Origin of the sequence: Sulfurospirillum oryzae (genome assembly GCF_025770725.1) — a bacterium.
GTDB classification, from domain to species: Bacteria; Campylobacterota; Campylobacteria; order Campylobacterales; family Sulfurospirillaceae; genus Sulfurospirillum; species Sulfurospirillum oryzae.
In genome coordinates this window covers 288,840-314,434 of the sequence record NZ_JANZKZ010000002.1, presented here as the reverse complement: position 1 = coordinate 314,434, position 25,595 = coordinate 288,840, and the positions used below count along the sequence as shown (strand labels likewise).

Annotated in this window: 26 protein-coding genes and 1 tRNA gene; 12 read left to right on the top strand and 15 right to left on the bottom strand. The window is 39.9% G+C overall.

Going from position 1 to position 25,595, the window contains the following annotated elements:
* Positions 1–38: 38 nt before the first annotated feature.
* The 7 genes from N0B29_RS06095 to N0B29_RS06065 are packed head-to-tail and all read left to right on the top strand — an operon-like array spanning position 39 to position 6,556.
* A complete protein-coding gene (locus N0B29_RS06095) occupies positions 39–1,298 on the top strand; it encodes a M16 family metallopeptidase (RefSeq protein WP_263832815.1) in 1,260 nt (419 codons plus the stop codon).
* A 1-nt stretch (position 1,299) separates the two neighbouring features.
* Positions 1,300–2,193 (top strand): 4-hydroxy-tetrahydrodipicolinate synthase, encoded by an 894-nt coding sequence (gene dapA, locus N0B29_RS06090; protein WP_263832814.1) that lies wholly within the window; start codon positions 1,300–1,302, stop codon positions 2,191–2,193.
* A complete protein-coding gene (locus tag N0B29_RS06085; protein WP_263832813.1) occupies positions 2,193–2,960 on the top strand; it encodes an enoyl-ACP reductase in 768 nt (255 codons plus the stop codon). Before dapA ends, N0B29_RS06085 begins: the two co-directional genes overlap by 1 nt.
* Entirely contained in the window at positions 2,957–3,499 is a 543-nt protein-coding gene (pgsA, locus tag N0B29_RS06080) for a CDP-diacylglycerol--glycerol-3-phosphate 3-phosphatidyltransferase (RefSeq protein WP_263832812.1), read from the top strand. Before N0B29_RS06085 ends, pgsA begins: the two co-directional genes overlap by 4 nt.
* Complete coding sequence (gene rseP, locus N0B29_RS06075) at positions 3,499–4,557, top strand: RIP metalloprotease RseP (RefSeq protein WP_263832811.1); 1,059 nt, start codon at positions 3,499–3,501, stop codon at positions 4,555–4,557. The genes pgsA and rseP overlap by 1 nt, the downstream gene beginning before the upstream one ends.
* A complete protein-coding gene (locus N0B29_RS06070) occupies positions 4,547–5,224 on the top strand; it encodes a YggS family pyridoxal phosphate-dependent enzyme (protein WP_263832810.1) in 678 nt (225 codons plus the stop codon). The genes rseP and N0B29_RS06070 overlap by 11 nt, the downstream gene beginning before the upstream one ends.
* Positions 5,225–5,284: 60 nt before the next feature.
* Positions 5,285–6,556, top strand: coding sequence for a 4Fe-4S dicluster domain-containing protein (locus N0B29_RS06065; protein ID WP_263832809.1), 1,272 nt, complete (start codon positions 5,285–5,287; stop codon positions 6,554–6,556).
* Between the two features lie 44 nt (positions 6,557–6,600).
* Here the strand turns inward: N0B29_RS06065 and N0B29_RS06060 are convergent, their stop codons facing one another.
* Together N0B29_RS06060 and N0B29_RS06055 are read right to left on the bottom strand one after the other, a co-directional pair.
* Entirely contained in the window at positions 6,601–7,260 is a 660-nt protein-coding gene (locus N0B29_RS06060; RefSeq protein WP_263832808.1) for a DUF1847 domain-containing protein, read from the bottom strand.
* Positions 7,261–7,272: 12 nt separating this feature from the next.
* Positions 7,273–7,878, bottom strand: a complete 606-nt coding sequence (locus tag N0B29_RS06055) for a hypothetical protein (RefSeq protein WP_263832807.1) — start codon at positions 7,876–7,878, stop codon at positions 7,273–7,275.
* 223 nt (positions 7,879–8,101) lie between these two features.
* On the opposite strand from N0B29_RS06055, the gene N0B29_RS06050 reads away from it, so the two are divergent.
* On the top strand, positions 8,102–9,073 hold the full coding sequence (locus N0B29_RS06050; RefSeq protein ID WP_263832806.1) for an HD-GYP domain-containing protein: 972 nt from the start codon (positions 8,102–8,104) through the stop codon (positions 9,071–9,073).
* Positions 9,074–9,144: 71 nt separating this feature from the next.
* Entirely contained in the window at positions 9,145–9,750 is a 606-nt protein-coding gene (locus N0B29_RS06045) for a MarC family protein (RefSeq protein WP_263832805.1), read from the top strand.
* Positions 9,751–9,855: 105 nt separating this feature from the next.
* On the opposite strand, the gene N0B29_RS06040 is transcribed toward N0B29_RS06045, so the two are convergent.
* The 4 genes from N0B29_RS06040 to N0B29_RS06025 are packed head-to-tail and all read right to left on the bottom strand — an operon-like array spanning position 9,856 to position 14,825.
* Positions 9,856–10,935 carry an ABC transporter permease gene (locus N0B29_RS06040; RefSeq protein ID WP_263832804.1) on the bottom strand — a complete coding sequence of 360 codons (1,080 nt, stop codon included), beginning with the start codon at positions 10,933–10,935 and terminating at the stop codon, positions 9,856–9,858.
* Complete coding sequence (locus N0B29_RS06035) at positions 10,932–12,050, bottom strand: ABC transporter permease (RefSeq protein WP_263832803.1); 1,119 nt, start codon at positions 12,048–12,050, stop codon at positions 10,932–10,934. Before N0B29_RS06035 ends, N0B29_RS06040 begins: the two co-directional genes overlap by 4 nt.
* Entirely contained in the window at positions 12,047–13,660 is a 1,614-nt protein-coding gene (locus N0B29_RS06030; protein ID WP_263832802.1) for an ATP-binding cassette domain-containing protein, read from the bottom strand. The genes N0B29_RS06035 and N0B29_RS06030 overlap by 4 nt, the downstream gene beginning before the upstream one ends.
* A gap of 7 nt (positions 13,661–13,667) precedes the next feature.
* Entirely contained in the window at positions 13,668–14,825 is a 1,158-nt protein-coding gene (locus tag N0B29_RS06025; protein ID WP_263832801.1) for an HlyD family secretion protein, read from the bottom strand.
* A 129-nt stretch (positions 14,826–14,954) separates the two neighbouring features.
* On the opposite strand from N0B29_RS06025, the gene N0B29_RS06020 reads away from it, so the two are divergent.
* Complete coding sequence (locus N0B29_RS06020) at positions 14,955–16,259, top strand: TolC family protein (RefSeq protein WP_263832800.1); 1,305 nt, start codon at positions 14,955–14,957, stop codon at positions 16,257–16,259.
* Positions 16,260–16,281: 22 nt separating this feature from the next.
* On the opposite strand, the gene N0B29_RS06015 is transcribed toward N0B29_RS06020, so the two are convergent.
* From N0B29_RS06015 to fumC, 4 genes are all read right to left on the bottom strand, one after another.
* Positions 16,282–18,087, bottom strand: coding sequence for a sensor histidine kinase (locus N0B29_RS06015; protein WP_263832799.1), 1,806 nt, complete (start codon positions 18,085–18,087; stop codon positions 16,282–16,284).
* Between the two features lie 26 nt (positions 18,088–18,113).
* Positions 18,114–18,806, bottom strand: a complete 693-nt coding sequence (locus N0B29_RS06010; RefSeq protein WP_263832798.1) for a response regulator transcription factor — start codon at positions 18,804–18,806, stop codon at positions 18,114–18,116.
* 152 nt (positions 18,807–18,958) lie between these two features.
* Positions 18,959–19,456 (bottom strand): thioredoxin domain-containing protein, encoded by a 498-nt coding sequence (locus N0B29_RS06005; protein ID WP_263832797.1) that lies wholly within the window; start codon positions 19,454–19,456, stop codon positions 18,959–18,961.
* Between the two features lie 109 nt (positions 19,457–19,565).
* Positions 19,566–20,957 (bottom strand): class II fumarate hydratase, encoded by a 1,392-nt coding sequence (gene fumC, locus N0B29_RS06000; protein WP_263832796.1) that lies wholly within the window; start codon positions 20,955–20,957, stop codon positions 19,566–19,568.
* A gap of 322 nt (positions 20,958–21,279) precedes the next feature.
* Between fumC and N0B29_RS05995 the strand changes: the two genes are divergently transcribed.
* Both N0B29_RS05995 and N0B29_RS05990 read left to right on the top strand, forming a co-directional pair.
* A tRNA-Gly gene (locus N0B29_RS05995) sits at positions 21,280–21,354 on the top strand.
* A gap of 27 nt (positions 21,355–21,381) precedes the next feature.
* Positions 21,382–21,681, top strand: coding sequence for a hypothetical protein (locus N0B29_RS05990; RefSeq protein ID WP_263832795.1), 300 nt, complete (start codon positions 21,382–21,384; stop codon positions 21,679–21,681).
* Positions 21,682–21,765: 84 nt separating this feature from the next.
* Here the strand turns inward: N0B29_RS05990 and N0B29_RS05985 are convergent, their stop codons facing one another.
* The 5 genes from N0B29_RS05985 to sucD all read right to left on the bottom strand — a co-directional run bounded on the left by N0B29_RS05985 (position 21,766) and on the right by sucD (position 25,593).
* Positions 21,766–22,323, bottom strand: a complete 558-nt coding sequence (locus N0B29_RS05985) for a 2-oxoglutarate:acceptor oxidoreductase subunit OorC (protein WP_263832794.1) — start codon at positions 22,321–22,323, stop codon at positions 21,766–21,768.
* A gap of 10 nt (positions 22,324–22,333) precedes the next feature.
* A complete protein-coding gene (locus tag N0B29_RS05980) occupies positions 22,334–23,167 on the bottom strand; it encodes a 2-oxoglutarate ferredoxin oxidoreductase subunit beta (protein ID WP_263832793.1) in 834 nt (277 codons plus the stop codon).
* The gene (locus N0B29_RS05975; protein WP_263832792.1) at positions 23,167–24,300 is read right to left on the bottom strand and encodes a 2-oxoglutarate synthase subunit alpha; all 1,134 of its coding nucleotides are present in this window, start codon (positions 24,298–24,300) and stop codon (positions 23,167–23,169) included. The genes N0B29_RS05980 and N0B29_RS05975 overlap by 1 nt, the downstream gene beginning before the upstream one ends.
* A 9-nt stretch (positions 24,301–24,309) precedes the next feature.
* Positions 24,310–24,627 carry a 4Fe-4S dicluster domain-containing protein gene (locus N0B29_RS05970; RefSeq protein ID WP_263832791.1) on the bottom strand — a complete coding sequence of 106 codons (318 nt, stop codon included), beginning with the start codon at positions 24,625–24,627 and terminating at the stop codon, positions 24,310–24,312.
* Positions 24,628–24,720: 93 nt separating this feature from the next.
* Positions 24,721–25,593 (bottom strand): succinate--CoA ligase subunit alpha, encoded by an 873-nt coding sequence (sucD, locus tag N0B29_RS05965; RefSeq protein ID WP_263832790.1) that lies wholly within the window; start codon positions 25,591–25,593, stop codon positions 24,721–24,723.
* Positions 25,594–25,595: the final 2 nt, after the last annotated feature.

Here is a 25,595-nt window from a genome sequence, read left to right as displayed (position 1 = left end):
AACAGTTACTACTATTTTTAACATTTTTAGGAGCATTAATGGCTAACTCTCTTCCTGAGCACTTTACCAAAACGTTGGAGAATGGCCTACAAATTGTTGTTATTCCTATGAACAATAAAAGTGATGTCATTACCACAGACATTTTTTATAAAGTCGGAAGCGGCAATGAAATCATGGGAAAAAGCGGCATCGCTCACATGTTGGAGCACCTCAATTTCAAATCAACAAAAAACCTTAAAACAGGTGAATTTGATGAAATCGTCAAAGGATTTGGTGGTGTCAATAATGCTTCAACAGGTTTTGATTATACGCATTATTTCATCAAAAGCTCTTCGAAGAATTTACCAAAATCTTTAGAGCTTTTTGCAGAACTCATGCAAAATCTTAAACTTACCGATGAAGAGTTTCAACCAGAGCGCAATGTTGTTCTTGAAGAAAGACTTTGGAGAACCGATAACTCGCCGATTGGCTATTTGTATTTTAGACTTTTTAATAATGCATTTACCTATCATCCTTACCACTGGACACCGATAGGATTTAAAGAGGATATTAAAAACTGGAGCATTGAAGATATTCGTAGTTTTCACTCCAAATATTATCAACCTTCCAATGCCATCGTTGTTGTGGCTGGTGATATTACGCCCGAAGTTGTTTTTAACAATGTTGCAAAGTATTTTGGTGAAATAAAAAATACAATGCCAATTCCTGCCGCACATCATCAAGTTGAACCACAACAAGATGGTGCAAAGCGCCTTCTTATTAAAAAAGAGAGTGAAGTGGAAATGGTAGCGATTGCCTATAAGATTCCAAACTTCACACATGAAGATCAAGTTGCACTTTCAGCATTAAGTGAACTTCTAAGTAGTGGAAAGAGCAGTAAGCTCCACCGTACTTTAGTGGATGAAAAACAATTGGTCAACCAAATCTACGGCTACGCTATGGAAGCGAAAGATCCTTCGATCTTTCTGTTTTTAGCAGTCTGTAACCCCGGTGTGAAAGCGGAAAGCGTTGAAGCAGAGATATTAAAAATTATTGATAGTCTAAAAAAAGGCAATGTAAGCGATAAAGATATTGAAAAGATAAAGATCAATACAAAAGCCGATTTTATTCATAATTTAGAAAGTTCAAGTGAGTTAGCCTCACTGTTTGGTTCTTACTATGCCAAGGGGGACATTACCCCGTTACTAAATTATGAAGAGGGCATCAATAAGCTCAAAAAAGAAGATATAATCAAAGCTGTTAACAAATATTTACTCCCACAGTCCTCTACGACTGTGATATTAAGAAAGGATTATTAAGATGCACCACTCGTTACAAGGAGCGATGACCGCGCTTATTACACCATTTAAAAATGGAAAACTCGATGAAGTTCACTATGCAAAATTGATAGAAAGACAGATTAAAAATGGCATTGATGTTGTTGTTCCTGTGGGTACAACGGGTGAAAGTGCAACACTTGATCACGACGAACACCGCCGTTGTATCGAAATTGCTGTTGATGTCTGCTCAAAAAGTGATGTTAAAGTCCTTGCAGGGGCTGGAAGCAATGCAACCCATGAAGCCATTGGATTGGCTAAGTTTGCACAAGCACATGGCGCACACGGTATTCTTTCAGTTACACCCTACTACAACAAACCAACGCAAGAAGGTCTTTTTCAACACTATAAAGCCATTGCAAGCTCTGTAGATATTCCCGTCCTTTTATACAATGTACCGGGACGTACAGGCTGTGATTTACTCCCTGATACCATCTTTAGACTCTATGATGCATGCCCAAATATCTTTGGCGTTAAAGAAGCAACGGGTTCTATTGATCGTTGTGTTGATTTACTGGCTCATCAGCCCAAATTGGCTGTCTTTAGCGGTGAAGATGCGATTAACTACCCTATTCTCTCAAATGGAGGGTCAGGTGTTATTTCTGTGACATCAAACATTTTGCCAGATCAAATCTCGGAGCTTACGCATTTAGCACTAGCAGGCGATTTTCATGGAGCAAAAGCCATTAATGACTCACTTTATGAGATCAACAAAACTCTTTTCTGTGAAAGTAACCCTATTCCTATAAAAGCGGCAATGTATATCGCAGGCTTGCTTGAAACATTGGAATATCGTCTACCACTCTGCGCGCCAAGCAACGAGAATATGAAACGTATTGAAAATACACTCAAAAAATATACGATTAAAGGATTTTAATGAAGGGGAAAACACTTGTCATTAGCGGCGGTACTAGAGGTATCGGTCAAGCCATTGTTTATGAATTTGCCCAAGCAGGTGTGAATGTTGCATTTACCTATAACTCAAATGAAGAGTTAGCAAAAGAGCAAGTAAAAGACTTGGAAACAAAATATGGCATTAAAGCAAAAGCTTATCCACTCAATATTTTAGAACCAGAGACCTACAAAGATCTTTTTTTAGAGATCGACAAAGATTTTGATCGTATTGACTTTTTTATCTCTAATGCGATCATCTCAGGTCGTCCTGTTGTAGGTGGATATACCAAGTTTATGAAACTTAAACCTCGTGGTATCAATAACATCTTTACGGCAACCGTTAACGCATTTGTTGTAGGCGCTCAAGAAGCAGCAAAACGTATGGAAAAAGTGGGTGGAGGAAGTATCATCTCTCTTTCATCAACAGGTAACCTCGTTTACATTGAAAACTATGCAGGTCATGGTACCGCAAAAGCAGCTGTTGAAACCATGGTTCGTTACGCTGCGGCTGAACTTGGTTGCATGGGAATTCGCGTTAATGCCGTGAGTGGTGGCCCCATTGAAACAGATGCTTTAAGAGCATTTACAAACTATGAAGAAGTTCGCGACATTACAGCTAAACTTTCACCTTTGGGTCGTATGGGTCAACCACAAGACTTAGCGGGCGCATGTCTGTTTCTCTGTTCAGATAAGGCATCATGGATTACAGGGCATACCATGTTAATTGATGGTGGAACAACGTTTAAATGATGAACCTTCCTAATCTTTTAGCCTCTTTACGCATAGGTTTAGCACCACTCATGTTTGTCCTCTTGGTCAATCGTGACTTGCCTCTTTTTGCAAGTTTACATCCAAGCTGGATAGACTTTTTTGCGGCTTTGATTTTTGTGATCGCAAGCGCTACCGATTTCTTCGATGGCTACATTGCGCGCAGTTGGAATCAAATGACACAATTAGGCGCCATTCTAGATCCCCTAGCTGATAAAATGCTCACTTTAGCGGCATTTCTTGGTCTAATGATGATAGATCGAGCCAATCCATGGGCGATCTTTCTCATCCTTACACGCGAATTTTTCATTACAGGTCTTCGTGTAGCGGCAATGGGCGAAGGTAAGGATATTGCGGCAAGTATGGCTGGAAAAGTCAAAACCGTTCTTCAGATGATCGCCATTGGCTTTTTAATGATGAACTGGCCTTATGCAAACCTTTTACTCTGGGCAGCCGTTGCTCTAACACTCTACTCAGGCTATGAATACATCATCGGATACACTAAAAAAGAGAGCCATTAATGGGAACACTTACTTCCATTTTAGTTCTCTCTTTTCTTATTTTTTTCCATGAATTGGGTCACTTCTTAGCTGCTCGTTTTTTTGGTGTACACGTTGAAGTTTTTAGCATCGGATTTGGTAAAAAAATCTTCACAAAAATTGTCGGTAACACAGAGTATTGCCTCTCGCTGATTCCTCTAGGTGGATATGTGCAGATGAAAGGGCAAGACGACCGTGATCCCACTAAAGTAAGCTATGATGCGGACAGCTACAACACAAAAGCACCATGGAAGCGTATTATCATTCTTTTTGCGGGTCCTTTTTCAAATTTTTTACTAGCGTTTCTTCTTTTTATGGCTGTCGGAGCAATGGGGGTTAGCAAATACGCGCCTATCATTGGTAAAATCAGTGAAAACTCCCCTGCCCTTGAAGCGGGACTTCAGGAAAATGACCGTATTGTCATGATCAATGGTATTGTGATTGAGGCGTGGGATGAAGTCAGTGCAATCATTCAAAAAAGCATGGATAAAATCGAGCTAAAAGTGGAACGTGCAGGAAGTGTGCAAACACTCCTTTTAACCCCTAAAATTAGTGAATATCAAAATATGTTTGGCGAAACAAAGCAAAAGAAAATGATTGGGGTTGCACCAAGTGGTAAAACGATTGAAGTGGTTTATGGCGCCAATGAACTTTTTGGTTTTGCTTATGATCAAACTGCCAAAGCAACGACACTCATTTTAACAAGTCTGCAAAAACTTGTTGAAGGTGTTGTCTCACCTAAAGAGTTGGGTGGCATTATCTCTATTGTTCAAGTGACATCAGAAGCAAGTGCCGCTGGGCTTGTCGCACTTTTTGCCTTAATTGCTCTTATTTCAGTCAATCTTGGTGTCATCAATCTTTTGCCTATTCCAGCTCTTGATGGTGGACATATTATGTTCAATACTTACGAGCTAATCACTAAAAAAGCACCTAATGAACGTATTCTTATAAACATGACAACGGCTGGTTGGGTACTACTGTTGAGCCTCATGGCTTTTAGCATTTTTAATGACATTTACAGGTTAACTAATGGAAACTAAAAATTTTGTAAACACATTTGATGAAATTCTCACTCGTATTGAGCAAGCGCGCCTACATGTAAGCCAACATCACATCGTCAAAATCGTAGCGGCAAGTAAAAGCGCAACGCCTTTGATGATTGAAGCAATGTACAACATCGGTCAACGCTCTTTTGGTGAAAACAAAGTACAAGACATGAGCGATAAAGTTCATGCACTTGCGCATTTGCCTCTAGAATGGCATTTTATCGGACGCTTACAAACCAATAAGATCAATCAACTCATTGATCTTGATCCTTTTTTAATGCACTCATTAAGCTCATTAGAGCTTGCTCAAGAGATGGATAAACGTTTACATGTAAAGAATAAAACGATGAATGTGTTACTTCAAATTAACAGTGCGTATGAAGACCAAAAAGCAGGTGTAATGCCTGAGGTTGCATTTGAAGTGTATGAGCAAATCATGCTTACATGTAAAAATCTTCATCTAAAAGGCGTTATGAGTATCGGCGCTCACTGTGAAGATACTGCCATCATCCAAAAAAGCTTTGAAACGACACATAAAATTTACGAATCACTGCAAGCTCATGGTGCAAAATACTGCTCTATGGGAATGAGCTCTGATTTTGAACTTGCCATTGCCTGCGGATCTAATATGGTTCGATTAGGAAGCATTCTATTTAAATAAAGCTCTCCATAAGGATTTTGAGACTATTGTTTTAAATACCTCTGTGATAAGGAGTTTGCCATGTCACATCTCACATCCCGTGAAGGTTATACGCATCTTATTGAAAGACTCAACCGCTTTCCTTTAGGTGCGCCTCCTTCACAAACCCTCTATGAAATTCTAAGCCTTCTTTTTACACCCAAAGAAGCCCAGTTAGTTTCACTTCTTCCCATTAAGCCTTTTAAGACTCAAACGGCTGCCCAAATTTGGAAAGTAACTGTTTTAGAAGCACAAAAAACACTCGATACGCTCTGCTCAAAAGCACTACTTCTTGACATTGAACAAGAAGGAAGCTCTACGTATGTGCTCCCTCCTCCTATGGCTGGTTTTTTTGAGTTTACCTTAATGCGCACAGGTGGGCATGTCGATCAAACCGTTATTTCGAAGCTTTTTTACCAATACCTTAGTGTAGAAGAGGAGTTCATCAAAGCACTCTTTACGGGGGAGACAAAACCTGGTCGAGCCTTTGTCAATGAAAATGCACTCTCGCCTCAAAATAGCCTACATGTGCTTGATTATGAACGTGCTTCACATATCATTGAAAGTTCCAAATATATGGGTGTTGGCATGTGCTATTGCCGACATAAAAAACAACATCTAGGAACGGCTTGCGACGCTCCTATCGATATTTGTATGACATTTGGCAACACTGCACATTCTCTTTCAAAATATGGCTACACAAGACTCGTAGAAAAAAGTGAAGGGTTAGAACTGCTAGAGAAAGCAAGAGAGCATAAGTTGGTACAGTTTGGAGAAAATGCTCAAAGCGGAGTTAATTTTATCTGCAACTGTTGTAGTTGTTGTTGTGAAGCTCTCACCGCCGCTCGTCGTTTTGCTTTTTTAAATCCTGTGGAAACCACCAATTTTTTACCCGAAATTGATCTGACATGTAATGGTTGTTGCCAATGCGCTCAGGCTTGTCCTGTGGAGGCTATCTCAATGGTTTCAGCACACGATCCGCAAAAACCTAAAAAAATGAAAGCGACTCTGGATGAAAATCGCTGTCTGGGTTGTGGGGTATGTGTCACGACGTGCAAAGATCATGTTATCTCTCTCAAAGAGCGTGCTAAACGCATCATTACACCCATCAATACCGCACATAAAACGGTTATGATGGCGATAGAGCGAGGGAAACTGCAAGATCTCATTTTTGATAATCAAGCACTTTGGAACCACCGCGCTATGGCAGCTATTTTAGGAGTCCTGCTCAAACTGCCACCAATTAAACAGATCATGGCAAGTGAACAGATCAAATCGCGTTATTTTGCAAAACTTTTGGCAAATATAAAATAAGAACAAGCCAAGTTTATTGAACTTGCTCTTTACATGTAAAGAATTTAGTACTCTTTTGGGCTTAAAAGTTTTTTGTAGTATGTACCTGTGGTGTAAAGTGCAACGACAGGGTTGTGCCCTAAAACACGGTCTTTTACAACAAGATACGTTGTCGTTGCTTTGGCGTATTTGATGAAAAGCGAGTCATGACCAACACACAAACCCATAATGACATTGAGATCTGTTTTGGCTTTGTTTAGATACTTAGCTTGAAGTATAGGATTGCACATAGGCTCAAAGGTATTGGGGCGAATTTTTTGCTCTTCTTTGAGTCCTATTTCACATTTATCACGTGAGCCTACTTTACAGATCGCCATGAAAACTTCAAAGCCGTTAACTTTGAGAATTTCTGCAAAGACTTTTGACTCAGCTGCGAGTCCTACGCATGAGGCAATGCCAATTTTCTTCGCATCAATGCGCCTTGCAAATGCCAAAATCTCTTCAACGCGTGTGAGCTGTCCATAGTACTTACCCTCAATGTCAGCGGCTGCCAGCGCAATTTTACGATCAATTCCATCTTCATCTTTATAACATTCAAGAGACTCTTCTAGCATCTTCTCATCGACATTGGTCGTCAAACAAAACTTAGGATAACGGCTTTCGTGCTTATGACAGTTCAGCGTTCCACACTCGGCACAACTGAGCTCTTTTTCATCTTCTTTCATCTGCAAATCCTTTTACATGTAAAGATATTTGCCATATAGGCTAAGGTAAACACCAAGCAACTCTTTAAGACCTTGACTCAGTAAGGCTTTTTCTTCTTCATTAAAAAGAAACTCCAAAAGCTTACCATGTAAAGATTCCGCAAATGTCACTAAATGTTCTGGTGTAAAGTTTTGTGTATCTTCTTTGCCTAAAATAAAAAAAAGCGCAAGGGCACGGTTGAGTCCAGCGACATAGGCCAAAAGATTTTCATAAATGCTTTTTTCTACAGGCTCAAGTTGAGAGAGAAAAAGGTCTAGTGAGACACTTAAAAATCCTTTCTTTTTAGGAAAGTTAACACTTAAAAGTGTCATAAAAAGGCTTTTCTTTGCTTCTTGCAGTGGTTTAGGCAAAGCAGCTTCAAAAGCGGCATCAAGTGCTTTTGTGCCCTCAACAAAATGTGAAGGAGCACAAAACCCTTGTCGAGACATCAATGAGCCAATTTGCGCTTGTGTAAATTTTGTAGGCGAATAAAGTTCTTGTGAAGCGAGGTTTTGAACCAACAGTTCATAAAAAGCTCTCTCTTGCTCATTTTCGCTCTTCGCTAAGTATTCGATTAGGTAAAGTATCTCTTTTTTCATGTGATCATTCTGCCAAAGAGGAACTGAAAAAGTGTTTATTACGCGCTTCTTTATAAGTTTTTGTACCCATACAAGTCGTATTTCATTATTCAAAATGCCGATGTCATGGATAAAGTTATAAAATGGTCACAAATCATTGATTTAATGTGTCTCATTTGTGATTGAAAGTTTGATAGGATTATTTGTTTGTATTTAAAATTCGAGTCCAACAAGGCTTAAATGTATGTCCGTTTTGAGTGAACCGCTTTTTCATAATATACCATTATGTGCTATTAAACCTGGGATGCAACTTGATTTCAATCTTTATTTAGAAAGAGAAAATAAGTTTCATCTGATTGTTGAAAAAGGCGATATATATCCTGAAAAGCTAACGGATAACATCAAAAACACCAATGATTTATCAGAATATTTTTATATCCATCTTACCGAAAAACCATCATACGATAACCACATAGAGTCCTATTTAAAAAAAATTTCATCTGATGATACAATTCCGCTCAATGAAAAATCTCTCTTGGTTTACAAAAGTACTTCAGACGCCATCAACGATCTTTTAAAGAACCCTGAGTCTAAAAAATCTTTAGAACGAACCAAAACATTGGTCGATCATACAATAAACATTATTTTAAATTATGACACATCCATTAAAAGCATGATGAGTATAGGCTCACATGATTACTATACCTATACCCACTCCGTCGATGTAAGCGTTTTTGTCATAGGCTTTGCAAATTATTTAGGATTCTCATTTGAAAATCTTCGCAATATTGGATATGCAGCAATGATGCATGATATTGGTAAAAACAAAATTCCACATGAAATTATAAATAAAAATGGAAAACTGACAGATGAAGAATTTTCACTAATGAAGAGCCACCCATGCCATAGCTATGATGTACTCAAATTTCACGATGAAATCAATGAAGATATTCTTATGGGTGTACGAAGCCATCATGAAAAAGCTCGTGGCAATGGATACCCAGATGGTTTAAAACTGCATGAGATCAATGATTTTGCAAAAATAATTTCACTCTGTGATATTTTTAGCGCATTAACAACAAAGCGTTCCTACAAAAATGCCTTTAGCTCTTTCAAGTCTCTTCAAATGATGAAACAAGAGATGATCAATGATTTTGATGAAAAACTCTTCTATGACTTTATACGCTTCATAGGAAAAAGCTGCACACACAATTAGTCATTAAAAACTCTTTTAACCTTTTCTTCACGCAAAACACTATACAATCCCAAAAAATAAATAGGAATCCTATGAGTAACCTCTCAGCTTTTTTTGCGATTTATGTTAAATTCTTTTTCATTATGACACCCTTTTTTGTTACGACTATTTTTTTATCGATGACAAAGGGCATTGATGAGAGCGACAAAAAGCGCCTTGCAATTAAAGTAACCCTTGCCATTTCAATCACGTGTCTGATTATTCTCTTTTTTGGAAAATATATTTTTGAACTTTTTGGCATTACCCTTGATGCCTTTCGTATTGGTGCGGGTGCACTTCTTTTTTTAACCGCTGTTGATTTGGTGCAAAAAGACATTAACGCAGAACCTACCTGCAAAACAGACATCTTAAAACATGCCGTCGTCCCTTTGGCGATTCCTGTCACTGTAGGACCCGGAACTGTGGGTGCTTTAATGGTCATGGGTGCAGATATGAACAGTGTTGAAGACTTGCTCTTGGGGTCAAGTGCGCTTTTATCGGCTATTTTTAGTATTGGATTGTTGCTGTATCTTTCAGGGCATATTGAAAGACTCATTGGTCGTACGGGACTTGTTGTTTTTAGTAAAGTCACGGGACTTGTGCTTGCAGCACTCTCAGCTCAACTTATCTTTACAGGCATCAAAAACTTTTTACATTAATCTTTACATGTAAATACATCAAACGATTCTGCCAACGTGAGTTGGCAAGCTTTAGTATCTAGTGTAACGTAGTCAAACAAGTTTGGCTTGTTTGGCGTTGTTAAATCAAAACAACCGCCCAATCTTACGAAATCCTATCAGATACACCACACTCCCCACCAATATTACCCCTAAAAAGTACGGATATAGCTCTAAAAAAGGGGTTCCTCTAAAGAAAATACTCTCCGTTCCTTCAATGTAATAACGTAGTGGAGAGATCAGTGAAAACTTCTGCAATAGCGGATGCATTGCATAAATCGGCGTCCATGCCCCACTGAGAAAAATGAGTGGTAACATGATGACGATGGAAAGTTGAGCCACTTGCATTACATCTTTGGCAATCGCAGCAATGAAAAGCCCAATGCCAGTCCCCGTGAAGGCATAGAGAAAACTCAGTAACATAAAAGCGAAAAATGAGCCATTGATAGGCGTATCAAAAACACCAAAGATCACAAACCCTACTGAAATAACAATACCCACCATAACAACGATAACCTGCGAGAAAGATTTGGCGAGAATAATGATTTTTGCATTCACTGGCATTAAAAGCATGATGTCCCATGTGCCATCTTCTTTCTCTTTTACAAACACAACCGCTGTTAAAATAACCGATAAAAGCGTTACAATAGAGAGCAGTTCCGTAAGCGCCATAAAGGTATGATTGTCTGCATTTTCGTTAAACAGTTTGTGCGTTACAAGTTCGACTGGAAAAGTCCGTGCTGTAAAATTGATCGCTATGTTTTGCAAGTAGCTCAGCGCCGTAAAGGCTTGCGAAGCGGCTGTAGCATCAAGTAAAACATGCAAGCTAGTATGATGATTTTTGCGAAAATTTTGTTCAAAGGTATCATCAAACACTAAGCCTACCATTATCTCTTTATCAAACACCGCTTGAGAGAGTTTTTCTTGCGATTCAAATAAAATAGGTTCTAAAAACTCAGGGGCGTGGAAGTAACTCAAAAATTTCTGACTTAGCCCTCCTCCGCTTGCATCGATATAACCCACGGCGATATTACGAGGTTTAAGCTCGATGCCACTGCCTGCGATGTACACTTCAAAACTAAAGGCATACAGCACTACAAAGACTAACTGCCATGAGCGTATGAAGCTCAGTAACTCCTTCCCCACAACTGCCCAAAAGATCTTCATCGTAGCTCCTTTTTGAGCAAAAAACTACCAAGGGTGAGCATACAAAAAGCATACAACGCCAAGATGAAAATGTACGTCACTGTTTTAGACGAAGCCAACCCCTCACCCACTAAAAAGACATCGTAGAGAATGTGGTTGTAGTACATAACAGGAAAAACGTGTGCTTCATAGCGAGAAACACCCACCATCGAAGAGATTGGCATCAAAATACCTGAATACAAAAACCCTGGGATGATAGTGACAATGACCGTTAGAACCACCGCTACGATCTGCGTGCGTGTGATGATGGAGATGAGCATACCAATGGAGAGACTAATCACCAAGTAAAGCTCAGACGTGAGCCAATAGAGCAAAAAACTGCCTCGAAATGGCACTTCGAACAGGTACGTTGCCCAGAGAAATAGAATAAAAATATTGATGGAATGCAGCAAAAAAACAGGAATCAACTTCGCAGCGATAAACTCCCCTTTAGAGACAGGTGAGGCATAAAAATTAAAGATAGTCCCTCTCTCTTTCTCTTTAACGATCAATAGTGCGCTCAAAATCGCAGGGGCAATAAGCATGACAAGCCCAATGAGCCCTGGAACGATGGCATCTTCATCACGCATCGCTTGGTTAAAGAGTGTACGCTGGTTAATGCTAATCGTTGGAACATTGCCCCCTAAACGCTCTAACATCTGGCTAGCAGCATCAAGAACAACACCTTTGACATAGCTCTCCATCGTTGAGCCTCGCATCGGGAAGGCGGCATCGACAAACACGCCAATTTGTGTGGCTTGCCTGTGCAGAAGTCGTTTTTCAAAGCTTTCAGGAATGATGATGAGTATGTCGCTTTTTGCTTTGTGAATTTCATCAAGAGCCTTAGCTTCGCCTCGTTTTTCGATGGTAGCATCAAAGTATTTGGAGTGTTCAAACTTGCTCACAAGAAGCTGCGAATAGTGGCTCTGGTCATTGTCGATGATGAGTGTGCGAGCACTTGTTACTTCCATACGAATGCCATAGCCAAACAAAACCAACACCATCGTTGGCATCAAATAAACCATGATGATGAGCCGTGATCTTATAATCTCCGTGAGTTCTTTGAGCACATACGCTTTAACAACACCCAGTTTCATCGGTAGTACTCCAAGAAAATCTCTTCAAAACTTTGCGCTTTGGGATGTTCTGCGTAAAACTCCGCAATGGTATGATCGGCGATCTTTTTGCCTTGGCGCAATAACACCACACGATCGCAAAATTCTGCTTCGCTCATGTAGTGTGTGGTAATTAAAATGGCGATTTCCCAACGCTCTTTAAGCGCTCTGAGAAGCTCCCAAAATTTTGCTCGTGCGATAGCATCGACACCTGAGGTTGGCTCATCGAGAAACAAAATGACAGGCTCATGCAAGAGTGCAGAGGCAAGTGAAAAACGCTGATTGATGCCGAGTGGTAACTCTTGAGGCATTGCATTGAGGTATTCATCAAAGCCCAATTCTAGGGCATAACGTGCAATGCGACTCTTCGCAACATTCATAGTGATGCCTCTCATGGAAGCAAAATAGAGCAGATTCTCCTCGACACTCATGTCATTGTAAAGTGCAAAGTGCTGGCTGACATAACCGATGCTGGCTTTAAGCGCCTGACGATCTTCTTGCGTTTGAATCGACTTTCCAAGCAGTGTGAGCTCGCCTCCATCGATGGGGTGAAGCCCTAAAAGCATCTTGATAAACGTTGTTTTACCTGCGCCATTTGCCCCTAAAAGCCCTAAAATTTCGCCTTTATGCAGTGTCATATCGACATTTTCATTGGCAGTGAAACTACCAAAAACTTTGGTCAAACCTTTGGCTTCCATAACGACATCGGGTAAGTCAACGGTTTTCTCTTTGTTGGTAATCTCGATAAGTGGCATCTTTTTGCCCTTTTGAAGGGCATTGACAAAAAAGAGTGCTTCAAGGCTTGGCTCTGCGTGCTCTGCTTCTAAAGGCGTGAGACAATAGGTCGCATGAAGGGTGCGAATACACGGCTCTTGCGTTTTAATCCCTTCGACATAGCTCATGGCACGAACAGAGTCTAAAAGTTCGCTTGAAGTGCCTTGTGCGATGATCTCTTGTTCATCAAAAAGTAAAATTTTATCCATCTTTGCGGCTTCTTGCATGTACGCGGTGCTGATGATGGAAATCGTCCCTTCACTTTTACGTATCTCGTCAAGAATTTCCCATAGCTCAATGCGACTCAGCGGATCAACACCCGTGGTAGGCTCATCCAGCAGTAAAAGTTTAGGACGGTGTAAAAGAGTGCAGATAAGGGAGAGTTTTTGCATCATGCCACCACTTAGTTTGCCTGCTTGTCGGTCTTGAAAGGCATCCAGTCCTGCCATCTTTAAGAGGCGAAGTTTGTACGCTTGAAAAGTGGCATCTTGTTTGATGTTGTGAATATTGGCAAAAAAACGTAAGTGTTCATCGACGGTGAGTAGATCATAAAGTACCAAACCAATGCCCTGAGGCATAAGTCCAATGGAAGGTTTAAGCGGTTCTGCCTCTTTTGGAGAATGGTAGGTTACACCATTAAATGTGACATCACCTTCAAAACGGATGACCCCCGCTATGGCATGAATGAGTGAGCTTTTGCCCGCACCATCTGCTCCAATAAAGCCGATGATCTCACCCTCAAGGGCGGAAAAACTAGCCCCAGCAATGCCTAAATTTTTTTTATGATAAACACGGACATTCTCAACACTTAATTCCATGATTTGCTCATTCAGGAACGTTTTTCAAACTCATCGGCAGACCTTTACCATCCATTGAGACAACACCCACAGCAGGAATGCCAAGTTTTAAGGTGGGCTGAACTGAGAGTGGTTTTACATGTAAAGCAAAAACTCTCTGAATACGATCACTCGGAACGCTCACCTCTTTAGGCGTAAACTCCGCTTTTTGCTCGATGCGCACGACTTTTGCGAGGATGGGTTCATTGGGTTTTCCATCTAAAAAAATAACAGCGTCATTGCCTACGTTGAGATTTCCGTTTTGCTTAGTATCGACAAAGATTTTAAGGTAGAGCGAGTTTGGATCAAGCAGGGTTGCCACGACACTCCCAGCACCGATGACTTCACCTTGGTTGGCTATTTTTTCCACGACCACACCATCAATGGAAGAACGCAGTGTCATCTCATTGATGACCGCTTCGATCTGTGTTTTGGAAGCTTCTAAGGCTTTGAGGGATGAACGCAAAGCTTCAAGTCCTTGAGACATTACATGTAAAGTTTTTTGATGCGCTGTTGCTTCGATCAGCTCGCTATTTGCTACATTAATCGCAAGGCTAAGTTGTTCTCGTTTTTGGTGCAAGCTTGAAAGAAAATCTCCACTGGTTTGGTGTTTTAAAGTTGCCGTTTCGACTTGGCGTTTTTCGATGAGATTTTGCTCATAAAGGTTTTTAATGCGCTCTAAATCGCGTTTATCTTGTGCAAGGACACTGGTTTGAGAAGCGATGTTTTTACCCAGTTCTTCACGTTGATGTTGTTTGATAGAAAAATTTGCTTTGGCTTTTGAAAGTGTTTCAGGAATGGTTTTAGAAGCAATCTCTAGCTCTGTCTTTTTTGCACTAAGCTCCTGCGCTTTAGCATTGATTTGCGCTTCGATCTGTGCCTTTTGCGCTTCATACTCAGGGCTTGCAAGAACGGCGATGCTTTGCCCAACAGAAACGTGTTCTCCCTCATGAATGTTTAAAGTAGCGATGCGTCCTGCATACTTGGCATTAAGATTGACCAAATCACCATCCATCCGACCTGATCCTTGAACGAGATTTTCGGCAAGTTTGGGAGCGCTGAGTTTATTGACGATGAGTCCCGAAGCCATTAAAACCAAGGCTAAGATAGCCACCCCTAAACGATACTGTTTGATTTTTTCCAACATTCACGCTCCTTGGATGAAGAGAAAACTATTATATAACTAATTTGTTATATTTTGACCTAATTAAGAGCGGATTAATAGGATAAGCAATACTATTAACCTCACAATCATGATGTTTCGCAAGGACGTTTCATGCGACTTTTACTTCTCTTTTTACTCCCTTTGTGCCTTAACGCGCAAACCTACACTGAACTTTTAAATTTGTTGGAAAAAAGCAATAGCTTTAAAAGTGCTAAAGAACTTGAGGGCGCATCTCAGTCGCTCTACCAAGCAGCGCAAAGTAAAAACCTTCCTTCCCTTGATGCAACACTGAGTGCCATTGAGTTTAATGAAATTCCAAACATGACCCTACACCTTCCCTCTTTTCCTGTCACAAAAGCCGATGTTGGAACAAGGCAACATCTTGAAGGCGCACTGGTTTTAAGCTATCCACTTTTTACGGGTTTTGCTATCTCAGCCGCCATCGATAAAGCCAAATTGGAAAGTGAGCAAGCAAGCCTCAAAGTGACCAATCTCAAACGCAATCTTGCCATGCATGTCACCCAACTTTTCAGTACCATCGTTGCAGAAGAAAACGTTATTGAGGCACTTTTGAGTTCACAGTCTGCCATGAATCAATCCTATAAAAAAGCCAAAGGTTTTTATGACAATGGACTGCTAGCACAAAGCGAACTTTACGCTATTGAGGCTAAAAAGTATGACATTGAAGCACAACTGCTTCACCATCAAAATCAAAAAAATCAGCTTCTCAATCAGCTCTCATTTATTGTCAATACCAAAATAGAAACACTTTCAGGCAACACGCTTCACGCTTTTGAAGTACCAAGCGAAAATGTCGCTAAAGAGATGGCTTTAAATGAACGCGAAGATTTACATGTAATGATAAAAGCAATGGATGTCGCGCAAAGCAGTGTAGAGTTAGCCAAAAGTAAAAACTACCCAACACTTGCAATGGTAGGCGTTTTAAAACGACAAGGTGACTCACTTGAACTAAATGGCGATGGTTACACCAATGCCGATAAAAGCTATGTGGGGCTGAGTGCTTCGTGGAATCTTTTTAATGGCTTTAGCGATGCGCACAACATCGATGCGGCACGTGCTTCCAAAATGTCCGCGTTTTTCAATCTTGAAGAGTACAAACAACAAGTGAGTTTAGAGGTAGAAAATACCCAGTTAACGATCAAAACACTCGAAGCTCAGTTACAAAGTGCCAAACTTGAAGCGAAAGCCAGCGAATCATACACCAACCTCACACAAGGTCGCTTTGACAACCAACTCATCAGTGCCGATGAACTCAGCCGTGCCATCGCCACCTTAGCGACGACAAAAGCTAAAGTGGCAACACTGCAAAGTGAACTCTTTAACCAAACTGCACGCCTCTGGTTAGAGTGTGGTTGGAGTGTTTTTGAGAAAAAAGCACTTACCCAAAATCTGTAAAACCTTTACATGTAAATACTTTTTAGTGACTTGGCAACTCAATCGTAAAGACAGCACCTTCATCGTCATTTTTGACCCATAATTTACCCTTGTGACGCTTTTCTATAATGGTCTTTGCCAAAAGCAGTCCTATGCCAGTGCCATTTTGTTTGGTACTCATATACGGAGCAAAGACTTTTTCAATCGGTATCAGTTTAATGCCACCCGCATTGTCTTTGATGGTGAGGATTACATCTGATTCATTTTTACTAAGATTTATGCTGATATACCCATTTTCTACATGAGACTCTATGATCGCCTCTTTGGCATTTTGAATAATGGCCAAAATAGCTTGTAAAATTTCGTTCTGTTCACCAAGTACAAAACACTCTGGTTCAAACGTATAACGTAGTTCTATCTCTTTCGTTTGAACCCAATGTATCATTTCTTCAAGGGTATGTGAGACATTAAATTTCTCTTGCTTCTCTTTTGCAATTAAGAAAGACTGAAAGGTTTCTATCGTTGTTGAAAGATGTTTTAAAATTTTAGAGACCCTTGTAAGATCATCCAAGGTTTCCTCTTTTGATATTTCGGAAAACATTAGTTTTGCACGCATGGAAGAGACGATGGCACCAATTTTAGACAAGGGGCTTCGCCATTGATGTGCGACATTGCCTGTGAGTTCTCCTAAAGTCTCTTGTCTGGATTTAAGCGTTAAAATGCGTTCATTTTCCATACTTTCACGCTGCAACAACTCTATTCTATTCACAATGGCCAAAGATAAAAATGTCATATCCCAAATCAAAGCTAGCGTTAGAAAATTAGAACTAAACACTCCATAAGAGATAACGCCTTGATGCATGAGCGTAAAAGCAATCATAAGCGCCAATGCTATGCCTGTGGCAATTAAATAATAAAGCACTATTTTGGATTCCCTAGTAAATACTTTGATGGCTGCAACTAAAAGCGCAATAAAAAGAGCTATAGTCATAGCAAAACTAAGCGCTTTGAACAATGGACTGATAGGAAAAGCAAGGGAAAGTGCTATATTGATATACAGTAAATATCTTATAACGTTTGCGATTTTTGGTATCTTTGATTTTGTCTCTAAAAGTTTTTCGCTAAAAAAAGTTAACCCGACAAGTTGAGCTTGTAAAATCATAATGACAAAAAACTGTCCTACGACAGGAAGTAATTGCACTATAGGCTTGGCATGACCAGACGTTATAACAACAGAGCCATAGAGTCCAAAAATATAGAGCACATAAAAAAGATAGATTCTGTCTTGCAACTTAGCATATAAAACAAGGCTAAAAAAAGATACAAATAAAAAGATCCCCGTAGTCAATGCAAAAATAAAAGCGTGTATAGACCATGTCTCATTTATTTCACTTTGTGATCCAAAAGCAAAAGCAGAAAACCGTGGCGCTTTCGTGTCGATTTTGAGTAAATACGTAATGGTGTTGTTGGTATCAAGAAGTTCAAATTGAGTTGAAAACTCCTTAATGGTGCGTTTTGACTCTGGTGCAAATGCGCTACTGAGCTCATGTTTGATTAAAGCGTTGTTGGAAAAAGCGTAAAGTTCTGACTTATCAACACTCGGTGTTCTAATATCCAAAGAAAATCGCTCTGAAGCATTGCTATCGATGGAAACAACAAAAGCATACCAATAACTTTTGGTATCAAATCCAAAACTTTTAGCTTTTTGTGGTAGATCGTAAAAAGCATTAGACGTAAAAAGCGTATAGGCTTCGTTTGCAGAAATATTTTTATCGGAGATATAATAACCCGAATGCACAACATTAATATTTTTATTAAATACCTCAATCGTATCGTATGCGTATGCCATGTGAAAGAATGCCACTAGCAAAATAGCTATAAGTCTAATACTAATCTCCAACCATTATTTTTGTCATTTTCGATACTTCCTTCGCCTATTTTTTTACGCAAACGGGTTAAAAGACTTTTAAAAGCACTGTCAGATATTTCATCCAAAGACCAGATCTCATCCACGATTTCTTTTTTTGTAAGCGTTCTGTTTCGGTTCTGTAAGAAAAGAGAAAGCAAAGCATGCTCTTTCGCTCCAAGATCAATGCAAAGACCATTTTGCGTCAACACTTTTGTAGCATAGTTATAGACTAGAGCGTTTTTAAAATAAACTATATTTTTTTTTGGTATCTCTGTACGTCTTAGACTTTTGCTAATGGCTTGTAGTACTTCTTCCAGTTCAATAGGCTTCACAATATAACCGTCAACCCCGCAATTGACAGCTTGTATAAGTGCTGAACCTTCAGAATACGAACTTATAAAGAGTATCGGTGTTGTAGCATCGATCATTCTTATTTTTTTAGCAAATGATACCCCATCCGTTAAAGGCATTTGAATATCACTTAAAACCATATCTGGCTTGTTCGCATCAAAAAGTCTAAAGGCTTCTTCGCCATTAGATGCTTGTAATACCTCTTTAAAAAAGATCGAAAGCATTTGTGCCATATCGTTTAAAACTGCCGTATCGTCTTCTGCTACCAACACTGTTAAATTTTTGAGTCTCTGTAAATCATAGTTCATGTATTTATTATAGCATATCTAAAGATGCGTATCGGTCATACAAATATCACTTTTAGTTGACTGAAATGATCCAAAAAATGTTTCTACACATTGGCTTGGTTTACGAACAATGCAGCCATATTCTTGTTTTACATGTAAAAAAAATACTTACATCAAGCACCCATCCAATTCTCATGCACATGCCCTTTTTTCTTAAAATGAATCGCTTCATGAAGTTTTGTTTCAAACATCTCAAGATCAAACGCATCTTCGACATCACGCGTAATCTCTTTGTAAACAAATTGACCATCTTTGTTGATGATGAAGATAGCTTTGGCACACAGTGTTTCATCGACATACACACCAAATTTCTTTGCTAATTCTTCAAAATCTATAGAAGCGTTTGATCCATCAAACTCTTGGTCTAACGCTTGAACGCTAATGAGATAGATAAATACTTGATCTTGGTATTTTTGGATGATATTTAAAAGCGCATCACTCAGCGAATTGTGAAATGGCAATGTAATCATCACTTGAACTTTGGTTGCCATCATACCGATGATTTTGCTTTGACCATCAAGCATTAAAAGGCTGATAGCAGGAGCTTCAGAACCAATTTTTCGCTCATTTTTCTGCAATATTTTACTGACACCTTTCACCATGGTTTCCAAGAGAACTCCTTAAAGATTTTAAGGAGTTTATGCAAGAGCTATACCATGAGTTTCAAAAATGTTACATGTAAAACGTAGCGACACTATTTTGTCGCTACGTATCTGCTTTTTACTCTTTAGGGTGAATCATCTCGGAAGGAATGACATAACGGTCAAACTCCTCAGGCGTTAAAAGAGAAAGCTTGACGCATGCTTCTTTAAGGCTTAAATGCTCTTTATGCGCCAGCTTTGCCACCTTAGCTGCATTTTCATAACCGATGTAAGGATTGAGTGCGGTGACCAGCATCAACGAGTTGTGAAGGTTGTGTGCGATCTTCTCACTATTGGCTTCAATGCCCTCCACACAATGAATACGAAACGACTCCATGACATCGCCAAGAAGCCTAACTTGTTGCAAAAAGTTAAGGATGATGACGGGTTTAAAGACATTGAGCTCAAAGTTACCTTGACTTGCCCCAAAGGCAATAGCGGTATCGGCACCAAATACTTGGCATGCAACCATTGTAACAGCTTCAGCTTGGGTTGGATTGACCTTACCAGGCATAATAGAGCTTCCAGGCTCATTTTCAGGAATGGAAAGCTCACCTATACCACAACGGGGACCCGAAGCCAACCATCTGATGTCATTGGCTATTTTCATGAGGTTTGCTGCTAAACCTTTGTTTGCTCCACTCGCAAACACAAGTGCATCGTGTGATGTTAAAGCATGAAATTTATTGGGAGACGAGACAAAGGTTTTGCCTGTCAATTTGGTCAGCTCTTCACTGACAAACTCGCTGAGTTTTGGATGCGCGTTTATGCCTGTTCCCACAGCAGTTCCACCGATGGCAAGCTCACGAAGTGACTCAAGTGCTTGGAGTATATGCGAAGAAGAGTGCTCCAACATACTACGATAACCGCTAAACTCTTGCCCCAATGTAAGCGGTGTTGCATCTTGCAAGTGGGTTCGCCCTATTTTAATAATACCGCCAAACTCTTTCTCCTTGGACTCTAACGCCTCTTTGAGTTTTTCTAAAGAAGGGAGCAGTTGCTCTTCGATCTCGATGACACTAGCAATATGCATGGCTGTTGGAAACGTGTCGTTGGAGCTTTGAGACATATTGACATGATCGTTTGGGTGAATGAGTTTTTCTTTTCTAAAATCGCCTCCCAATATCTCTGTCGCGCGATTGGCGATGACCTCGTTAAGGTTCATATTGGTCTGTGTGCCACTGCCTGTTTGCCAAATGGCAAGAGGAAATTCACCGTCAAACTTTCCTGCAAGAATTTCGTCGCATGCTTGGATGATTGCTCCTGCTTTTTTAGCATCAAGTTTTCCCAGCTTTTGATTGACGGATGCTAAAGAGCGTTTCAAAAGTGCAAAGGCGCGGATGAGTTCTTTTGGCATTTTTTCTGTGCCGATCTTAAAATTTTCCAAACTACGCTCAGTTTGTGCTCCCCAGTAACGTTCATTGGGAACTTTGATCTCGCCCATAGTATCTTTTTCAATTCGATAATCCATAATGACTCCTTTATAGCATTTAATAGACTTCTTTCATAACCCTTGAAAAGATAAAGAGTTTGTTTAGAGTGCGTTAATTTTTGAAACTCAAAATTGAGTCATAGCCAAAGCTATGGCGATATTTTTAGTTTTAAAAAGTGATGTACTATAAGCGATACTCTTTTTTCAATGGGTTATGAAAGAAGTCTAATCATTATGGCACAGGCAAGTTTGAAAAAAATAGCATTTTGAAAACTACCTTCTAAAGCTAAAGTTTCCTTTTACATGTAACTATTTTTGACGACATCAATAGCTGAGTGTGCTATAATGCCTCCTTTAAAATGCGGGTGTAACTCATCGGTAGAGTGTTAGCTTCCCAAGCTGAAAGTAGCGGGTTCGATTCCCGTCACCCGCTCCACATTTCAAACTTCCCAAAAGGTTCTTCGTGAGAGATAAACTCCAAAAAATTGCACGCCATCCTGCCACAACAAAAGTGCTTTCAGACATGAAACCTGAAAAATCACTTTGGGGAATTTTAGGTGTTATCTTCTTTTTTATTGCGCCTGAAATTGTTGCTTATTTCTATTCAGTTGACATTGTTCAATACGCTCAAAATGGCTTGGCAATGCACCCATCAACTCTTGAGCGCTACAACTATGAAATCTTAATCAAACTCTTTGAAGATGGCGTAAGCTGGTTTAATCTTGGCTTTGGAGTGGTTTTATTGGTGTGGTTGTTTTTTTAAAATAGCTTTACATGTAACGCAGAAGTAGAAAAAAGTTTACTGACCATCGGGCTTATAATAACCCGACGGTCAATGACTCAATGATTAAAGTTTAGCGAGCGCTTCTTTAGCGTATTTTATACCAAGTTCATACGCTTTAATATTGTCTGCGTGAACTTTTTCTGGTACTTTTGAAAGCATGACATCACGGACTAAATCATGTGCTAGAACATGTGTCATCTCAACGGTAATCGCCAAAGCAACGACAGACTGAGTAATAACATTTCCAACTTCTTCTTTAGCGATGGTAATGAGTGGAATCTCAATGATCTTCCATTTTTTACGATCTTCATCGTTTACTTTAACCAAATTTGGCTCAACAACGATGATACCATCTGGTTTTACACCGCTTTTGAATTGATTGAAGCTTACTTGCGCGGTAGCGATCATAAACTCGATCTCACCCTCATTTGCATAAGGGAAAAGGATCTCACTCTCATCAAGTAAGATGTCAACTTTTGTTGGTCCACCACGTACTTGAGAGGTATAGGTAGATGCTTTTACACCATAACCACCCTCTTTGATTTTTGCAACCGCTAAAATCTCACCTGCCAAGATAACACCCTGACCACCCACACCTACGAAACGTAATTGTCTTCTCATCAGGGGCTCCTTATAGCTGTACGGTTGTTTTATTTTGTGCTGCGTAAATGACTTTGTCATACGCGTCACAATATTCGAGTTTGCCCTCTTCTTGCTTGAGGATACCTGTTGGGAATTTACCCACACGCTCTTCGTCACTTAAAAGGTCAAACTTTTTCTTACCTACAATACGACCTTCAATCCAAGCAAGGTTTTGTACCGCTTCACCCATTTTATTTTTACGTCCAAGGTTGATGTGACAGTTTGAGAACACATCAAAGAAAGAGTAACCTTTATGAGAGAAACCTGCGACAAACATTTTTTCAAGTTTTTGAGGGTCAAGTACAGACTCACGCGCAACAAATGTTGCTCCTGCTGCATCCGCTAATTTTGCCGCATCAAATGATGGATCAACGTTACCGTAGTTCGCTGTTGCTGTCCAAAAACCTTGAGGCGTTGTTGGGCTGGTTTGAGAGTTAGTCAAACCATAAATAAAGTTGTTGATCAAAATATGATTAAGGTCAATGTTTCTACGACAACCATGAATCGTATGGTTACCACCGATTGCAAGACCATCGCCATCACCAGTAACAACGATAACATGTTTTTCAGGATTCGCAAGCTTGATGCCTGTTGCATAAGCAATGGCACGACCATGCGTTGTATGGACTGTGTTACAGTCGATATATGAACTAAAGCGTCCACTACAACCGATACCTGAAACAACACATACATCGTTCATATCCCAACCCATTGCATCGATTGCACGAATAACAGATTTTAAAATAACGCCATCACCACAACCCCAACACCATAAGGTTGGCATTTTATCTACACGTAGATATTTATCGTAATTAAATGCCATTACATCATCTCCTTAACTTTAGCAACCATTTCAAGTGGAGCGATTGGGCGACCGTTTGCTTTGTGCAATGTCGCGAAATCATCTCTTTTCATAACACGCTGAATCTCTTCTAGGTACTGTCCCATATTGAGCTCTGTTACCATGATTTTCTTGAATTTTTTACCAATTTCTTGCAGTTTTGCTGCAGGGCTTGGCCACAATGTGATTGGTCTAAACAGACCCGCTTTAATGCCATCTTTACGAAGCTTCATAACTGCCTCTTTAGCCCCTCGGCTGATACTTCCATAAGCGATAATACAGACATCAGCATCTTCTAACATAAACTCTTCGTAATGAACGAGATCATCTGTTTTTGTATTGATTTTATTCATCAAACGTTCGATGTTGTACTCACATGCAGCACCATCTTCGGTTGGAAAGCCCATGTCACCATGATGCAAACCTGTTACGTGATAGTGATAACCTTTAAAGAAAGGGTTAAGAACTGCTGGCTCTGTCGGAGCTGCTGCATAAGGTTTATAATCTTTTGGATCACCTGTAAATTCAGCACGTTTAACAACACTCTTCTCAACCTCTGCAAGATCAGGAAGAATCGCTTTACCGTGCATGTGTCCTAAAGTTTCATCTAAAAGAACAAAAACAGGTGTCATGTATTTTTCAGCGATATTAAACGCTCTAATCGTTTCAGTGTAAGCCTCTTCAAGACTACCTGGGCAGAGTGAAATAGAAGCAAAATCGCCGTGTGTTGGGTACTTTGCTTGACCAATGTCTGCTTGAGAAACACGTGTTGGAAGACCCGTTGAAGGACCACCACGCATAACGTTAACGATAACCAAAGGAACTTCAGTGATGAAGCTGTAACCAATTTGCTCAGATTTGAGAGAAATTCCAGGGCCTGATGAAGCGGTCATTGACTTTGTTCCGCTCATAGAAGCGCCAAGAGAGACACAAATACCTGCTATTTCATCTTCCATTTGGATAAATTTTCCACCATATCTTGGAAGGAGTTTGCTTAAATCCTCTGCAATTTCACTTGAAGGCGTAATAGGATAGCCTCCAAAAAATTTACATCCACATTCAACTGCCGCTTTTGCTACTAAGGCATTGCCGCTTGATATTACTTCTCTTGCCATCAATGATCCTTATGCGCTCAGTTTTCTAAATTTATTTTGCTTTACTTTTTCTGCTCTCTCTTTAGAGGCTTCTGAAAGTTTCGCAAACTTAAATTCACTTTTATCTGCTACGTAAATAGCAAAATCAGGACAATGCAATTCACAATCCCTACATCCAATACAGGCATCTGGAACAACAACCTCTATCATCGATCCTAGTGTCGAATTTGGTGCTTGAACCATTGCCAAAACACCTGCTGGACACATACTGACACAAATATCACAAGCTTTACACCTAGAGACGTTAACCCATACCGGTGTATTACTTGGAGCGGTAATTAAACCCATTCTTCGTTCTCCTTTATCTTTGCTCTCTATCGAATTATAAACAAACAAACTGCTAGATTGTACACTACTATAACATCTAGCAGACTTAATGTATTATTTTTTCAAAACCTCTGCTATCTTTTTTCCTATTTCTGCAGGTGATTTGACGACATGTACTCCTGCTTTTGTAAGCGCTTCCATTTTTTCAGCTGCTGTTCCAGCACTACCACTTACGATTGCACCGGCATGTCCCATACGTTTACCTTTTGGTGCAGTTTGACCCGCAATAAAAGCAACGACAGGCTTTTTAATGTGCTCTTTAATAAATTTTGCTGCTTGAATTTCAAGATCGCCTCCGATTTCACCGATCATAACGATCGCTTCAGTCTCAGGATCTGCTTCAAACAGTGGAAGAAGTTGCAAGTATGAAAGTCCAATAATAGGATCACCGCCAATACCTACAGCGGTGGTAATACCAAAGCCTTCATTACACACTTGGTTTGCACCTTCATAAGTCAATGTGCCTGATTTACTAATCAAGCCAATATTGCCTTTTTTGAAAATGGAGCCAGGCATAATGCCGATTTTACACTCTTCAGCCGTGATAATTCCTGGACAATTTGGTCCAATGGTTTTCATACCTTTTTTGACAGCATACGCTTTGGCTCTTTGCATATCACGAACAGGTGAACCTTCTGTGATAATGACAGAGAGCTCTATACCTGCGTCTGCCGCTTCTAAAACAGCATCTCCTACGAAGGCAGGTGGAACGAATACCATACTAACCGTTGCACCTGTTGCAATAACTGCTTCACGAACGGTATTAAACACAGGTTGACCCAAATGTTCTGTGCCACCTTTGCCCGGTGTTACACCGCCAACGATTTTTGTACCATACGCCAAACATTGTTCAGCATGAAAACTACCCTCTTTACCGGTAAAACCTTGAACGATGACTTTTGTATTTTTATCAATCAATATGCTCATAA